General features: G+C 56.1%; 12 protein-coding genes. 1 reads left to right on the top strand and 11 read right to left on the bottom strand.

The features are described 5' to 3' along the window. Positions 1-52: 52 nt before the first annotated feature. The 5 genes from ACEVG1_RS12305 to ACEVG1_RS12285 all read right to left on the bottom strand — a co-directional run bounded on the left by ACEVG1_RS12305 (position 53) and on the right by ACEVG1_RS12285 (position 7,025). A complete protein-coding gene (locus tag ACEVG1_RS12305; protein WP_374743977.1) occupies positions 53-3,223 on the bottom strand; it encodes an efflux RND transporter permease subunit in 3,171 nt (1,056 codons plus the stop codon). Between the two features lie 67 nt (positions 3,224-3,290). Further along, the gene (locus ACEVG1_RS12300) at positions 3,291-4,355 is read right to left on the bottom strand and encodes an efflux RND transporter periplasmic adaptor subunit (protein ID WP_374743976.1); all 1,065 of its coding nucleotides are present in this window, start codon (positions 4,353-4,355) and stop codon (positions 3,291-3,293) included. Positions 4,356-4,374: 19 nt separating this feature from the next. Beyond that, positions 4,375-5,709 (bottom strand): TolC family protein, encoded by a 1,335-nt coding sequence (locus ACEVG1_RS12295; RefSeq protein WP_374743975.1) that lies wholly within the window; start codon positions 5,707-5,709, stop codon positions 4,375-4,377. A gap of 75 nt (positions 5,710-5,784) precedes the next feature. Continuing rightward, entirely contained in the window at positions 5,785-6,381 is a 597-nt protein-coding gene (locus tag ACEVG1_RS12290) for a TetR/AcrR family transcriptional regulator (protein WP_374743974.1), read from the bottom strand. A gap of 170 nt (positions 6,382-6,551) precedes the next feature. Beyond that, positions 6,552-7,025, bottom strand: coding sequence for an Lrp/AsnC family transcriptional regulator (locus ACEVG1_RS12285; RefSeq protein ID WP_374743973.1), 474 nt, complete (start codon positions 7,023-7,025; stop codon positions 6,552-6,554). A 281-nt stretch (positions 7,026-7,306) separates the two neighbouring features. Between ACEVG1_RS12285 and ACEVG1_RS12280 the strand changes: the two genes are divergently transcribed. Next, positions 7,307-8,251, top strand: coding sequence for an NAD-dependent epimerase/dehydratase family protein (locus tag ACEVG1_RS12280; RefSeq protein WP_374743972.1), 945 nt, complete (start codon positions 7,307-7,309; stop codon positions 8,249-8,251). 80 nt (positions 8,252-8,331) lie between these two features. On the opposite strand, the gene ACEVG1_RS12275 is transcribed toward ACEVG1_RS12280, so the two are convergent. From ACEVG1_RS12275 to ACEVG1_RS12250, 6 genes are read right to left on the bottom strand one after another with little or no spacing between them, the layout of a single operon-like run. Next, positions 8,332-9,564: an MFS transporter gene (locus tag ACEVG1_RS12275; RefSeq protein ID WP_374743971.1), complete on the bottom strand. Its 1,233-nt coding sequence runs from the start codon at positions 9,562-9,564 to the stop codon at positions 8,332-8,334. Positions 9,565-9,572: 8 nt separating this feature from the next. After that, entirely contained in the window at positions 9,573-10,697 is a 1,125-nt protein-coding gene (locus tag ACEVG1_RS12270; protein WP_374743970.1) for a galactose oxidase, read from the bottom strand. Further along, positions 10,694-11,623, bottom strand: a complete 930-nt coding sequence (locus tag ACEVG1_RS12265; protein WP_374743969.1) for a dihydrodipicolinate synthase family protein — start codon at positions 11,621-11,623, stop codon at positions 10,694-10,696. Before ACEVG1_RS12265 ends, ACEVG1_RS12270 begins: the two co-directional genes overlap by 4 nt. A gap of 36 nt (positions 11,624-11,659) precedes the next feature. Beyond that, positions 11,660-13,330, bottom strand: coding sequence for an exo-alpha-sialidase (locus ACEVG1_RS12260; protein ID WP_374743968.1), 1,671 nt, complete (start codon positions 13,328-13,330; stop codon positions 11,660-11,662). 14 nt (positions 13,331-13,344) lie between these two features. Next, the gene (locus tag ACEVG1_RS12255; RefSeq protein WP_374743967.1) at positions 13,345-14,781 is read right to left on the bottom strand and encodes a sulfatase; all 1,437 of its coding nucleotides are present in this window, start codon (positions 14,779-14,781) and stop codon (positions 13,345-13,347) included. Next, on the bottom strand, positions 14,782-16,221 hold the full coding sequence (locus tag ACEVG1_RS12250) for a RagB/SusD family nutrient uptake outer membrane protein (RefSeq protein WP_374743966.1): 1,440 nt from the start codon (positions 16,219-16,221) through the stop codon (positions 14,782-14,784). It abuts the gene before it with no gap. Positions 16,222-16,225 lie beyond the last annotated feature (4 nt).

The raw sequence follows: 16,225 nt of genomic DNA, 5'->3' as shown, positions 1-16,225 counted from the left end.
CACCCAAAGAAAACGTCCCGGATGCGGACACCCGGGACGTTGAGTTGAACTGTTATACAGCTTCCTCTTCGTATTCTTTCACTTCTTTGTGCACGTAGTCTTCCACCATCAATTCCTCGATAGGCTGGCCTTTCTTATCCAGCCCGAACCGGTGCAGGATGTTGTCCATGATCTGGTAGATCACCGGCACAACGATCAGCGTAAGGAACAGGGAGCTGACGAGGCCACCGATGATGACCCATGCCAGTCCGTTTTTCCACTCTGCACTCGGACCGGTGGCCAAGGCGATGGGCAGCATCCCGAACACCATGGCGATGGTGGTCATGAGGATAGGGCGCAACCGTGCCTGGTTGGCCAGGATCAGCGCCTCGCGCGTGGATTTGCCTTCCGCCTTGAGGTGGTTGGTGAAATCCACGAGGATGATGGCGTTCTTGGCGACCAGCCCGATCAGCATGATCAAGCCGAGGATGGTAAATATGTTCAAGGTATTGTTGGTAAGGGCCAATGCCAGCAAGGCGCCGATAATCGACAGTGGGATGGAGAACATCACCACAAACGGATACACAAAACTATCATACAGCGCTACCATGATGAAGTAGACCAGCAAAATGGAGCTGAGCAACGCAATACCCAAGGTACCGAACCCTTCGGACTGCTGTTCCATATCGCCGCTCCATACGTAGCTTACGCCGCTGGGCGCATGGACTTCGTCGAGCTGGGATTCCAAATCGGCCGCAATGGCGCTGACCGGGCGGCCCACCACCTGCGACTGCACTTTAACGGACGTACTTTTGTCGCGCCGCTCCAGCTGGCTCGGCCCCGACCCTTCGTGGATGCTGGCAAACTGCGATAGGCGCACCAGCTGTCCCTTGTCGTTCGTGAACGGCAGGTTGCTAACGTCGTCTACATTTTTACGGTCATAATCGTCGAAGCGGATGTTGATGTCGTACTCGTACTCGCCCGAACGGAATTTACCGTCTGTATTTCCGCTGAATGCGGTCTGCATGGTAGCCCCCACGGTCTGGAGGTTCAAACCCAGTGCAGCCATCTTGTCGCGGTCCACTTCCACCGTAATCTCCGGCGTACCGCTCTCTACCGAAAGTTTGGCCTCCGACGTACCCGGGATCCTGCGCACAAGTTCCAATATCCCTTCGGCGTAGGTAAGCACACTGTCCAGGTCAGAGCCAATGACGACCATTTCCAGGGGTGCCTGCTCGGCGAAGCCGACAATGCTGATGGGCACCGTCTTTACTTTCGCCCCCACCAGTACTTTTTCCATTTCGCGCTTCAACTTCGCGGCGTAGATGTTACTCGGGTCGGCACGCTCTTCGCCACCAACGAGTTTTACGGTAAGCTCTGCTTTATAGGCCGTGGCCTGTGTCCCCACGAAACCATCGTTTGACTGCCCCACCGTGGTAATCACCGATACCACTTCCGGTTTGGTGGCCAGAAATTCCTCCGCCTTCTGCGTCATCTGGTTGGTCTGTTCGATGGAAGCGTCCTTGGGCATCTCTATCTGCACCAGGAACTCCCCGCGGTCGCCCTGCGCAAAGAACTCACCACCAATATAGCCGCCTGCCAATAAGCCGAAGGACGCGAATAGCATAAGGGTTACGGCCGCCAGCGTGATGAATTTATGGTTGAGCGACCATTTCAGCACCCCTGTTACCCAGCGGGTAAAGCGGTGCAGTTGGTTTTCAAACCAAAGGATGAACCGGCCGAAAATATTCTTGTCAGACACCCGGTCCAGTTTACCGAACCGCGAAGTGAGCAGCGGCACAATGGTAAATGACGCCACCAAACTGAGCAGGGTGGCGATGACCACGACCACGCAAAACTCGCGTAGGATATCGGATACCATCCCCGTACTGATGGCAATGGGTAGAAACACCACCACGATAACCAGTGTAATGGATATCACGGTAAACCCGATTTCCTTCGCTGCATCGAAAGAGGCCCGCACCTTATTCTTGCCCATTTCCATGTGTCGGTATATGTTTTCGATCACCACGATGGCGTCGTCAACGAGGATACCCACCACGAGCGACAAACCGAGCAGCGACATCAGGTTGAGCGTATAGCCAAAAAGGCTGATGCCGATGAACGTAGCGATGAGCGACGCGGGGATGGCCACCATCACGATCACCGCATTACGGATGCTATGCAGGAAGAAAAGCATCACCACCGCCACCAACACCACCGCCAGGAACAAATCGAATATAACGGCGTTGGCCGATTCGAGTGTATAGGTGGAGCTGTCGTTGGCTACATCGATTTTCAAGCCTTCCGCCTGATAGGTGTCCATCAATGCGTCGATCGATTGCTGGGTACCCCGGCTCACTTCCACCGCATTGGCGTCAGACTGCTTCAATACCTGCAAAAGCAGGGCGCTTTGCCGGTTCACGCGGGCAATTTTTTCAACATCTTTCTGTGTGTCCTGCACGTCGGCGATATCACCGATGCGTACCTGTCCGCCCATCGGCGTGGTAGCGACCACGAGGTTGCGCAGTTCATCCACCGACTTATATTTACCTGCCAACCGTACCAGGATATCCTGGTTTTGCGTTTTTACGCTTCCCGTGGGGAAATCAAGGTTGGAGGTGAGGATCGCCTGCTGCACCTGTAGGATGGACAACCCATAGCCTTCCAATCTGGATGCGTCGATACTGACCTGGATTTCGCGTTCCTGGCCGCCGATGAGGTTTACCTGGGCAACACCCGGCACCCGCGACAAGACCGGCTGTATCCGCTTGTCTACGAGGTCGTAAAATGCCGCGCCGTCCATGTCGCCGGTGGCGGCAAGCGAAAGGATGGGCAAATCGTCCATCGAGAACTTGGCCAGCGACGGCGCTTCCGCATCATCCGGCAACTCGGAAAGGATGGCGTTCACCTTCCGTTGGGCATCGTTGAGCGCATAGTCCACGTCCGTGCCGCTGTTCAACTCGATGATCACCAGCGAAAGGCTTTCGAACGACGTGGCGTCGAGTTTCTTGATATTCTCCAGCGAAGCCACCGCGTCTTCTATTTTCTTGGTCACGGTGTTTTCCACCTCGCTGGGCGATGCACCCGGGTATATCGTGGTGATAGATACCACACTCGGGGTAAATTTAGGGAGCAGCTCGTAGTTCAACGAGAAATAGCTCATGATGCCCAGCAGGGTCAATGCGGTGAATACCACGATGACGATGGAGGGGCGTTTTATCGATATTTCTGCTATCTTCATGAGTTAAGATATGAGATATGAGATATGAGATATGAGATAAGGGGTATTGTATTCGCTATCCTTGGGTTCAATCGACCTGCGCGGCAACCTTGGCGCCGTCTACGAGGTTGATCTGGCCGCTTGTGATCACGGTTTCACCTTCTTCAAGCCCCTTGATGATTTCAACCTGTTCGCCCAGGATCCTTCCGGCAACCACCTTGCGTATCACCGCCGTGCTGTCCGTGCCGAGTACATAAACCTGGTTGCTGTTCACGCCCCCCACAAATGCACCGCGCGGTACCAGTATGGCTGGATCGGTTTGCGGAAACTTGAAATGGGCCGTACCATACATGCCCGCACGCAATTCGGAGGCGCGGCTGTTCTCGATCACGATCTCTACCGGATAGTTGAGCGTATTGTCGGCTTTGGCGGCGATGAAACGTACCGTGCCCGTAAATTCCGCTGCCGGGAATACGGTACTCGTCACATCGACCTTGTCGCCCACTTTCAGGTTAACCACCTGCGTCTCATTGGCCGTTACCTGCAATTTCAATTGCGATAGGTCCACGATTTCAAAAAGTTCGGTGCCCGGCGAGAGGTAGGCCCCCACTTCGATGTCGCGGCGGTTGATGACACCGCTGATCGGCGACTTCACCGTGGCATCTGCCACCCGGCGATTGGCTTGCTGCAAACGCACCTCGGCATTGCGGAGCTGCAATTCGATTTCGTCCAATTGGGCCCGGGTAACGCCACCGGTTTCAAAGGAACTCCGGTACCGTTCGTGGTCGGTTTTCAGCTTTTGGAGCGCGTCTTCGGCCGTTTGCTTATCCAAGGTGAGGATTTCAGGGTCTACCAATGCCAACACCTGTCCCTTACCCACGCGCGAACCCTCGTCTACCAGGATGCGGGTAATGCGGCCACTGATTTCAGAAAGCAGCGTCAGGTCCTGGTTGGCAGCGAAGTTGCCGTTGGCCGAAAAATCGAGTGCAATCGGTTGCTTGCTTACGGTGGCGGCGGTAACCACGGTGGCCCCGCCCGTTTCGGCAACGACGGCCGTCTTTGCCTCGTTTTCCTTTTTGTTATTGGTTAATACCCATCCGATGAGGCTCAGTAGGCCAATAACGACAATGATGGTGATAATGATCCGTTTCATATATGTGTGTTGATGATGTTTACTCGTTTATTAATGATTTGATGTCTCCGTTCGCTTTCTTCAGCTGGATTTCGGCTACCTTGTAATTCAGTAGGGCCTGCGTGTAGCTGTTCTGTGCCTGTGTCAATGCATTTTCGGTGTCCAATAGATCCGTAAGCGGTGCCAGCCCGTTGTTGTAGTTGTTTTGGGTACTGGTGTATACTTCCTGTGCCAACACCACGTTCTCGCGTTGCGAACGGATGGTATTCAGTGCGTTATGCAATTGTATCTTGGCATTCTCGTTCGCCAGGTTCAGCGACTGCTTGGTGTTCCACAGGTCCTGCTCGGCCTTCAGGTAGTCTACCTTCGCCTTGCCCATGCGGGCGCGGGTAGCAAACCCGTTGAAAATCGGGATACGCAGGCTCAGGCCGATGGCCATGGAGCCGAAGCGGGCAGCCATGGGGTCCGCAGAGCTCCTGTACAGGTAGTTGAACTGGTCAGACATCGCCGTGTAGGTGTAATTGCTTACCAGCGCCAGCGTGGGGTAGTATTCCGCTTTATAGGCTTTGTACTGCAGGTCGAGCAATTCCAGTTGCTTGTTCATCAGGTTCAGCTCCACCAAGTGGTCCATCCGATCGGGCTGGTCGGGGAAATCCAGTGCCGAAGGCACTTCCTTCAATTCGGTCTCGGGCAATACGATGGCCGTTTCTATGGGCATGCCCATGGTATATTTCAACTGGTTTTCCAGCATGGATATACCGTTTACCAGTTCCTCACGTTGGTTTTCCAGGTTGGTGATGTTCACCTTGATCCGGTCCACGTCTATTTTCTTGGCCAATCCGTTGTCGTATTGGTTCGATACGATTCCGTGGATTACCCTCACGTTTTTGAGGTTGGTATCGATCACATTCAACTGTTCGCGGTTTACCAATACCTGGTAGTAGCTTTTCGCCACCTGTTCAATCACTTGCTCTTCGGTCAGGTCGGCGCTGAGTTCGTAAAATGCACTGGTGGCTTTCGCCGCCTTCAGCCCCGTGAAAACCTGCTGGTTGAAAACCTGCTGGTTCAACCGGACTCCGATGTTAGAATCCCAGGGCTGGCCGATGGTGACCGATTGCCCGGCGAAAACCAGCTTCCCGATAACCGGGTTGTAGTTCAAGGCGCCCACACCTTCCACCTGCGGCAGTGCCGACGCCCGCACTTCGGCCACCTGGTGTTTGCCACCCTCCACGTCCAATTGGGCCTTTTTTACCGCTTCACTGTGGGCAAGCGCGTAATGGAGGGCATCTTTTAAGGTGATCACTTCTTGGGCAGACACGACCTGCACGCCCACCAAACCGGCGAATAGCGTGGCTATCATTAATCGTATGTTCATTGTTGACTTATTCATGTTACTACTAGTTCATCTACTTATTTTTCTTCTATTGGCTGATGGCCGCCCATCTCGGTTTCATCTATCTCTGAGTCCGTTAATAACGATTGCTGCGGCTTGCTTTTGTTTTTCAAATATGCGGGCAATTTCATCCCGATCGATCAGCGCATGCGGGGCGGCATGGTCGCAAAACATGGCCAATCCACGTATCATGGCAACATACAACTCAGACGTAGCAGCCACGTCAAATGTTACAAGTTCGTTACGGGCAATCCCCTGCTCAAAAATCCGCGAAATGGTTCCCACTTCCCGTTGGAATAACCGCTCCGCCAGTGTTTTCCACTTTTCCTCATGGATGTTCATCTCATGGAGATTGAGGATGAGCATATAATATTTTTCAACATAGGCTTTCTTCATCTCCAGCATCCGGATCAATAGGTCCAGCGTGCCTTCGGCCTCGTCGAATGCCTTTTCGATGGCCGCATCGCTTTCGTCGATAATGCGATATGCAATCGCTTCGATCAACGCGAACTTATCCGGAAAATAATAATACAAGTTTGCCTTCGAAAGTTTCAGGTCGTCCGCCACTTCGCTCATCGATGTTTTGGCGATACCGAAATGCGAAAAACGCTTCAAGGCCGCTTCGATTATTTGATTCCGTTTGTCGTCTACCATGCTCATTTTATCTTTTTACCATTTGACTATTTTTAAATTTCGGTCAAAAGTACAGTTTAATTGGCAAATAGCAAGCGAAAAATGATGCCAGTGCCCTGCATCCGTTATCTTATGACACAACGTTTACAAAAAGAACGATGGAACAAAGGAAGGCACCGTGTATGACAACCCTATGGCAAGGGATATGCCGTGTCGCTCCGGGCTTCTTCCAGCACGAAGAAACTTTGCACGGTACTGATGTTGGGCAGGGTAGCCAGTTTTTCACGGAGGAAATGGTTGTAGGCGTCCATGTCGCGTACGGCAACGCGGAGAATGAAATCGAATGCACCGGTCAACTGCATGCATTCCATCACTTCGTCAAAGGCCAATACATCCCGCTCGAAACCCAGCAGCACTTCGCGGCTGTGGGAAGTGAGCAGCACGTGCGAAAAGGCCACCAAGCTACGGTCTATCTTCCGCCTATCCACAATGGCTACCACCCGTTTGATGTATCCCTGCTCGCGGAGCTTGCGCCGCCGTTCCTGGATGGCCGCCACCGACCTGTTCAATTGGGATGACAGTTGTTTGTTGGACAAGGTGGCATCCCGCTGTAGGATGCGCAGCAATTCGATGTCTATGGGGTCGAGCTCTATCAAAACGGGCAATCAGTTACTTTAACGGCCAGCCGTCACGCTAACCGTCCAAAAATAGAAAAAAAATGGAATTTCATCACATTTACCGTCAAATTAACGAAATTTGACAGCAACCATTGTCTTTTTATTGAAATGGGGGGAATTTTGCAACGTTATACAATGAGGTGCGGCTGTGATGCAGATGGCACAACACATGGATGGCAGTCCGTTGCCCATTAAAGACTTAAACTTAGGTTACTGCATGGTGGCCGGCATTTCCGACTACCATGCAGTTTTTTTGAAAAGGATTTCGTATGCTGCAACAACAGATCATCATTACCGGGGCCAATGGCCAACTCGGCACCGAGCTCACCGCGGCGCTTCGTGCGCGATATGGCACCGATAGCGTCATTGCTACCGATATCCGGCAACCGGCGGTTGCCGGCACGGGCTTCCGGTTGCTCGACGTGATGGATATCGAAGCGCTCCGGGCGTTGGTTACGGATACAGGCGCCCACACCATCTACCATTTAGCCGCGTTTCTTTCTGCCAGTGGCGAGCAGCGCCCCCAGCAAGCATGGGACCTCAATATGCAGGGGTTATTGAATGTGTTGGAAGTAGCCCGTGAAACCGGATGCCGCGTCTTCTGGCCCAGCAGCATCGCCGTCTTCGGCGCGCACGCCCCCAAAACCCACTGCCCGCAACACACGGTAACGCAGCCGGGCACGGTATACGGCATCAGCAAGGTGGCCGGAGAGAACTGGTGCCAATATTACCATCACGTTCACGGTGTGGATGTACGCAGCATCCGGTACCCTGGCCTGATCAGCCACACGGCGCTGCCGGGTGGTGGCACCACGGATTATGCGGTGGATATTTTCCACCATGCCGTGCGGGGCGAAGCCTACCATTGCTTCCTAGCCGCCGGCACCGCGCTGCCCATGATGTACATGCCCGATGCGGTGGCGGGTACGCTCCAACTGATGGAGGCCCCGGCCGAAGCGATCAACATCCGCACAGCATACAATTTTGCGGCATTCAGCTTCACCCCCCAGCAGCTCGCCGCGGCTATTCAACGGCACCTGCCGGAATTTGCCTGCCTGTACGAACCGGATTTCCGCCAACGTATTGCCGACAGCTGGCCGCAGCAGATCGACGACAACCAAGCACGGAGCGATTGGGGATGGCAGCCCCGGTATGGACTCGAAGAGATGGTGCGCGAGATGCTTGCTGCACTTACCGCCAACGCTGCGCGATAACGATCATGTGTTTGCAACGCTTCCCGCCGTCCGCTCCAACGCGTGCGTGCGGGAGCGTTTTTTTAACCCAGGATATTCATTCAGCGCGGGTCCCCTTTCTTCACGTTCACGAGCATCAACGACCACGTAGCTACCAACAGCAGGCATGCCGCCACGATATAGATAACGGACAGGTCTACGTCGGCATCTTTCAGCGCACCCCCGGCATATACCATCAACCCGCCGGCAATGGTGCTCAAGAAGTTCAGTACGCCGTAAGCGGTGGCAGCATACCGTCCGTCCACCACCTGCCGTACCACCGGCATGAGGTTGGCATCGCTGAAACCCCGTGCCATGCCGAAAAAGAAAAGCGCCACGATCGCCAGGAGGAAAAGCGAGGTCCACGACATCAGCATCAAGAAGGGCGCCCCTACGGTAAACCCGATCACCATAACCCAAATGCGGCTCTTGCGATTGGCCTTGAACCAGCGGTCGGCCCATATGCCGCCCAGTAGCACGCCTATGAACGAACCGATTTGCGGATACAGGGTGGCCGAAATCCCCGCCTCGCCCAGGCCCAGCGAAAATTGCTCCCGCAGGAACGTGGGTAGCCACGCATAGATGAGCCAGTTGGCAATCCCCAATACCACAAAATAAAACAGGAGCACGCGGTAGGATCGCTCACCCACCAATGTCTTAACCGCATCCATAAAACCGACCGTGGCGGCCTTGTGCGCGGGCACGTCCGGTGCGGTGACCTCCTTGTGGTCGCGCAGCGTAAACAGCAGCACCACCGCATAGAGGCAGCCAAAGAAACCGAATACATGGAAACCATAGCGCCAGCCCCACAGCTCGGCGATATACCCGCCGATACCGCCCAGGGCCAGCCCGGCATACAGACCACTGAAGTGGATGCCCGTTGCCAGCGACCGTGTTCTGCCGCGGTGGTAATCGGTAATGAGGGCCAGTCCGGCGGGGATGTAGAACGCTTCGCTCATCCCCATCACGATCCGTGCGGCCACCAGTTCTTCAAACGACGATACGTATCCTGTCCACGCCGTGGCTGCCGACCATACCGCCACGCTGAAGATGATAACGTTCCTTCTGCTGTATTTGTCGGCAAGGTATCCGCCCAGCGGACTGAACACCCCATACGACCATAGGAATACCGATGTAAGTAGCCCGAACTGGGCATCCGTAAGCGAAAACTCGCTGACGATAGGGTCGCGCATCGTGGTAATCAGGATGCGGTCGAGGTAGTTGAGGAACGCCACAAGCCATAACAGCCCCACCAACAGCCAGGGATACCAAGGTTTCGCACCTTGTTCATTCATATGACCATTCATTTTGCTTCATACTTCACTGCCAGCACGCGGTTCGTACGTACCCCCGGCCGTACTTCCCCCATGGGCAGCACATACCGGTTGTTCCACAGCACGGCGGCCGTGGTTACCGGTGCCCACGTGCTTGCGTTGGGATCGGTTTCGGGATTTGCCTGCTTATCGACGGGCAATGTGCCATCGGCGGCCCATTGGTTGGTAAGGGGATTGTAAGCCTGTATTCCGGAGCTGAACCCTGGGTGGGCATCTTTCATCGGGCCGGCCTGCCGCGCAAGCCGGCCATCATCGCCGCCGAAGACAAGCAATTGGCCGTGCGGGCCGGTAAGGGCGGGACTGGGTGCCGCCGCGACGGCGTGGGGAAGGCCGGCGATTGCCGTCCATCCCACCCCGGGCCGGTAACGGAATGCGTCCGAAAGATAGCTGCGTGTGGGTACCGCATCGGCGGCATCCGCTTGCAGCGATACACCGCTCAACAGGTAAAAATCACCGTCCACGCTGCCGGCAACGGCCAGCATGCGTGGCGCCCCCGGCCAGGATTCCCGTACCTCCCACTGCCGCTCGCCGACAGGTTTGCTTAAATCGAGCGCGAAGAACGCCGCGCTGGCCACCGTGTCATTGGGCGACGACAGCCCCCCGGCCACGTAGATCACATCGCCCACCAACACGCCGCACGTGTGGGCAATCGGTGCCGGCAAGGCGGGCATCGGGCTAATCTGCAACGCTCCATCGGCGTACCGCATCGCAAAGACATCCGCGTAGTGCCGGTGCTGGTCGGCACCCCCGATGATGATGACGGTATCCCGCCACGTTACGGAAGCACCATACCCCATGGGGCGCGGCAAGGCACCCACCTGGGTCCATTGTCCACTCCCCTCCCCAAGCACGAAAACGTGGTCGCTCCACTGCTTCACCCCGCCCGACCATGGCCGGGTCCCTTCCGGGAAATTCGCGCCGCCCGCCACGACGAGGCTCCCACCGCTTACACCTGCGTATGCTCCGGCAAACCCCACGGGGTCCGGCACGGAAGGCAGATTATCCCACTGCACATCCACCGCCCTAGGCGGCACACACCCGTTCGTCATCGTCAAGAGTATCATCATGTTCACCGTATTGATCAAGTGTTTCATAGACGCGGGGTTGTGGTCACTGCCTGCAATGCCCCCAAAAAACCGATCGCTTCCAAATTCGCCCGCAGCTGCTCCTTTTCTTCCGCCTGCAGGGCATTGAGCGGCAGCCGGGTCGGACCGAGATCAAAGCCCACCATTTCCATGATCGCCTTTTGCGCCGGGATTGGCGAATACTTCACCATCTCGCGGATCATGTTCACCAACCGGAGCTGTAGCTGCTGCGCCTCGTGCAGGTGCCCACCTTTAAAGAGCTCCATGACGCGCAGGTACAACGGTGCGGCAAAATTATAGGTGCTGCCCACAGCCCCCTGCGCGCCCACGGCTAGCGCAGGCAGCAACAATTCGTCATAACCATATAGCACATCAAACTTACCCGCTTTGTAATTCAGGCACGCCTGATATTCATGTAGGGTGGCTGCCGTATATTTAATACCGGCCAAGTTGGGGATACGTTCCTCCCCCAGCCGCAGGAACTCCAGCATGTCCATGCCCACGCCGGTCAGCGCGGGGATGTGGTAATAGTAAAAGGGCGTGTTGGGCGCTGCGGCTGCGATCTGCGCCATGCAATCCGCCAGGTTGGCCACATTGGCCGGCTTGAAATAAAAAGCCGCCACCGCCGACACGGCGTCGGCACCGATCTGCTCGGCATGTGCCGCCAACGTGCGGCAGTCGGCGACGGACGGGTGCCCTACGTGCACGAACACCAGGAGCCTGCCCTTTGCCGCTTCCACATAAGCCTCCGCCACGGCCATCCGTTCTTCCACCGTGAGGTTCGGGCCCTCCCCGTTGGTGCCGCATATGAACACGCCTTTCAACCCGTCGTCAACCAATTTGTCGACGATGGCCGGTATCGGCCCCAGATTAACCGTACCGTCTTCGTTGAAGGTAGAAAATGTAGCTGCTATTAAACCTTGTATCTTGTTCATTTATTTGAAAATTTAAATTCGGTCATCAATTACGTTTTACCGGCCGGGATCGGTCAATTCACCTAGCGGAATCCGTTGGAACACCAGGTCTGCTTGGCTGCTTTCGTATAGCACGCCGATATGCCCGTCGTCTACGCTGGTTATGCACGAATAGCCCCTGCTCCGCCCTTCATCGAGCAATACCCAATTCGCTTCCGGCCACGTGAGGCCATCATCGAAACTGACCTTCAGCGTCATGTCCTCGCGGGCTGTCTTTGAATGGGGGTTCAGGAAAATCAATACCCGCTTGGTTTCGCCACTGGTGGTATATTCGTGGGTATACAAGCTGGCCATGCAGGTCGGCTCGGGTAATGCTCGGAACGACGTGGGATGTTCGTGCCACGTATTCCCAAGGTCATGGGTCACCGCTATGGCACGTCCGTTGTCGGGGCCCTCGTTGCCCCGGTTGCTGTTCGCCCGCATGTTCAGCATCAGCGATCCGTCCGTGCGCTCCACCACCGCGCATTCGGTCGTGCCGGCGGGCACGTCCAGGGCCGGGTTGCTGGTCTGCCAGGTCTTGCCGCCGTCTTTGCTGTAGGTGATGTTGGAAAATGACTTGCCCACGGCATCCCGTCCTTGGGTTGGGAACACCAGCGTACCATCGCGCATCGTAATACCTGCGCCCGGCGCCGGTGCCCACAGCCACCACTCGGCCCGCTTGCAATGCTCGGTCAGGTTCATGGGTTCGCCCCAGGTCTTCCCGTCGTCCGTACTCTTCACCACGAGGAATTGGGAGGTCTGCTTCACGCCGAAACCAGGTTGGGACCCTTTGGTACGCCACTGGTGGTTCCACACGGTGCTCGTATCGGTTAGCCCTTCCACCCAGTTGCCATCATCACCGATTACACCATACATCCATAAGCCGGCGATATAGATGGCATCCGAATTTTTGTCGACCAATATGCACGCATCGGATACGCCGTTGAACCTTTGCGGCAGTCCGCCCCATTCGCCCATGTCCATCGCTATCTGCAACGGCTCCCAGGTTTGCCCGCCATCCGTGCTGCGGTGCAGCCCGATATCCATGTGTCCCTGCAGGTCGCGTGCACTTTCATAGCGGGCATCGAAGATAGCCAGCAAGGTACCCTTGTTGGTGGTGGCCAGGCCCGGTATCCGGGAGGTGTGCACGCCATCTTGCATGTGTTGGCGCAAGGCCACACCGGTGCGTTGCCGTATCGGGCCGTTATGCCGGGCAGGAACCACCTCATCCGTGCCGAAGGTCGCTTTTGTGCACGCACTTCCTACGTAGGCGCCTGCATCGGCGCGGTCGGCAAGCGCATACGAAACCCAGAAAAAATGGGTCCCTTCCTGCAGGGGCCGTCTGCCCGCAATCGAAACTTGCGCCCTCACCTTGCCCGACGACCCGAATACGGCCTGCGGATTTTCCAAACCGCCCTTCCACACCGAGTCGGCCCCCGTGTAAAGTACGTCGACCGACCGGATCGCTGTGGGGTCTGTCGTTCCCGTCAAATCGATGGTCAATCCATCCAAGGTGGTGCCTCCCCCGGGGGGTACGGTCATCTTCAGCCGCAAAACGGCATTGTATGCTTTGTGCGACAGCACGGGCACCTGGTATTGGGTCTGCTCGATCTGTATGGCCGGCCGCTGCGCAAAAGCCGCCATACCCTGTAAAAAGGCAGCGAAAAAAAGGGGGAATCTGATCATCATCTTACGTTTTATTATTAGTTGTCGCTGGGCAGGGCCTGTTTCCAGCCTCCATCCAGCAATTGCTTCATCGATTTCTCCGTCGCCCGAAAGTCGGGATTACCGGCCAAATTCCGGTGCTCAATATCATCGGCGCCATAGTGGTACAATTCGCTGTCCACCACCACGCCGCTATCCATGTTGCGCCATTCCGTATACCGGTAATCCCGTATCCTCACGGAATAGCCCATCACTTCCGGCTTGGCCTTGTACATCCACGGCCGGGGAAATTGGCTGAACGCCGCCTTCTTCCAGTCGCGCCCCGGCTCTGCTATCAGCGGCGCCATGCTCGTCCCATCCAAATCGTCCGGTATGGGCAACCCCGCCAGTTCCAACAGCGTGGGATAGATGTCGACCAGCTCGACGAGCGCATCGCTATGCGCAGCTTTATTCTCCAGTAATGGCGACGAGATGATGAGCGGCACGCGCGTGTCTGTCTCAAAGTTAGTCGTTTTGCACCACAGGCCCAATTCGCCCAGGTGGAAACCGTGGTCGCTCCATAATACGATCAACGTATTCTGCAGCAACCCCAGCCGCTCCAATTCGTCGAGCAGCTTGCCTATCTGCGCGTCTATGTACGAAATACCCGCATAGTATCCATGGCGCAGCTCCCGTATGCTGCCCGGCGGAAGCGGCCCCGCATCGGGCATATCGGTGTACCCCCGCAATTCCACCCCCGTATGCAGTGCGATCGCCGGTGCGCCAAGGGGGGCGCGGTCGGGCCAAGGCAAGGGGATGGCATCCGTTTGATACAGGTCCCAGTACCGTTTCGGGGCCGAGAAAGGGAGGTGCGGCCTACGGAATCCCACGGCCAGGAAGAATGCGGTATCTTTCAATTCACGCAGCAGCTGCACCGCCGCATCGGCCACTTTTCCATCCACGTAGGCGCTATCCGGCACATCGGCACATTCGGTCGCTGCCGCCTTCCACGATGTACCGCCGGCTAGGTTCTCGCTGCGTACATATTTGGGGCCCGCATGACCCGTAACCGCCATCACCTCGGGGGCAGACCAGGAAATCCGGTCCTGGGCGTTTGCCGGGTCGTGGTATATCTTACCCACACTCCGCGCCTCATAGCCATGCACCTTGAAATACTGCGGCAAGGTAATGGCGTGGGGCAGTGCAGCCCTGAAATGGGTTTTCAAGTCCCATACCCGGGTTGCATCCGGCCGCCTGCCCGTCAGCACGGAAGCACGCGACGGCGCACATACCGCCTGCTGGCAATAGGCGCGGTTGAAAACCACGCCCCTTTGCGCCAGCCTGTCCGTGTGCGGCGTAATCGCTACGCGATCGCCGTAACACGCCAGCTGCGGCCGCAGGTCATCCACCGCAATAAACAAGATGTTGGGCTGTTGCCCCATAGCCGGGCTGGCCAGGAGACAAAGCAGCAGGCTGCACCATCTAGCTATATGCATCTATTGGATATTCGGGTTTGTATTGATGGAAGAATCGTGCAGTGGCCATAGGAGAACACCCTGTTCGTTCTCACGGCCGGCCAGCGTAGGCACCTCGTCAAATACGACACCGAAGCGGATCAAGTCCCACCAGATTTTCCCCTCCGCCACAAACTCCTTCTTGCGTTCGTTGAGGATGGCCCGGTCTATCTCCTGGGGCGATAGGCTGTTCGGATAGAAATCGGCTACGCCATAGGCGCGCTCGGCCACTTCGTTCAACCGTTCTATCGCCAGTGGCGCGTTGTTCAATGCATGCTCGATCTCGGCGCTCATCAGCAACGCATCGGCATAGCGATAAACCACAATGTCCGAATCGAAAATACGGGTTTGGTTTTCCCAGCTCCCGGCGAATTTATTGATCCACTGGAACGACGAGTTTTTGGGCGCATCGAAAAATGTCTCGAAGCTTACGTCCGTGCGGCGGTCGCGGTCATCTTCCGAGAGGAAGGCCTTGTAATCCTCCGTCAGGAAAATCCACTGTTGGTGTGTCCCCACCTTGATCGGGTTTTCAATATACTCGGCAGATATGTACTGCAAGGGCACTAGGAAATCGGCCGGGTACCCGCCTGTATACTCGTCTTGCACAAAACTCCATGCAAAAACGATCTCTTGGTTTTGTTCGGAAGCAAACACGCTGGCGAAGTTATCCATCAAGGAATAGTTGGTATTGGCCAGCACTTGGTCCACCGCCTGTTTCGCGGCATTCAACGAAGCCGTTCCTCCTCCCCGCACCTTCGCCATCCACAACTGGTAGTCGGCCAGCAGCAGGTTTATCGCGGCCTTCGACGCGAGGTCCTTGTCCAGCACCCCGTCGGGCATCAAACCCGCCGCCGCGTGCAAGTCGGCACCCACCTGTTCAAACACGCGGTCGGCAGGTTCGCGCGATGGATACAGGTCGTCCTGCTGCCCCGATTCGAAACCGTTCAGCAGCACGGGAGCATCCCCCCAAACCCGGCCGATCCAATAGTAGCAGAAAGCACGCACGAAAAGCGCATTGGCCAGCACCTGGTTTTTTTCAGACTCGTTGGTGAATTGGATGTTGGGCGTATATTTCAAGATCAGGTTGCAATCGTTGATGGTTGTATACAGGTTGGCCCAGTTTGCGTGGGTATGTGTGCTGTTCAGCTGATTGGAAAACGGATCGCTGTAGGTTGCGTTGGTCGCCAATCCAGCACCCCATAAGCCCGAGCGGTATTCGCCCCAGAAAATGTATGCTGCCGAAAACGTCGACCTGAATTTATTGAATGTACCGTAAACGGCCGCCTTGGCATCGCCTTCGCTTGCCCACATCGAGTTGGCGGTAATGGCACTTTCCAGGTCAACGTTCAATTTATCGTGGCAGGCATGGAATGCCAGCGAGCAGGTGGCCATTCCAGCGATAAGATATAATGTAACTTTCATAATT

The organism is Parapedobacter sp. 2B3, assembly GCF_041925275.1.
GTDB classification, from domain to species: domain Bacteria; phylum Bacteroidota; class Bacteroidia; order Sphingobacteriales; family Sphingobacteriaceae; genus Parapedobacter; species Parapedobacter pyrenivorans_A.
The sequence above is the reverse complement of the archived record's forward strand: the minus strand, read 5'-3'. Positions and strand labels throughout refer to the sequence as shown.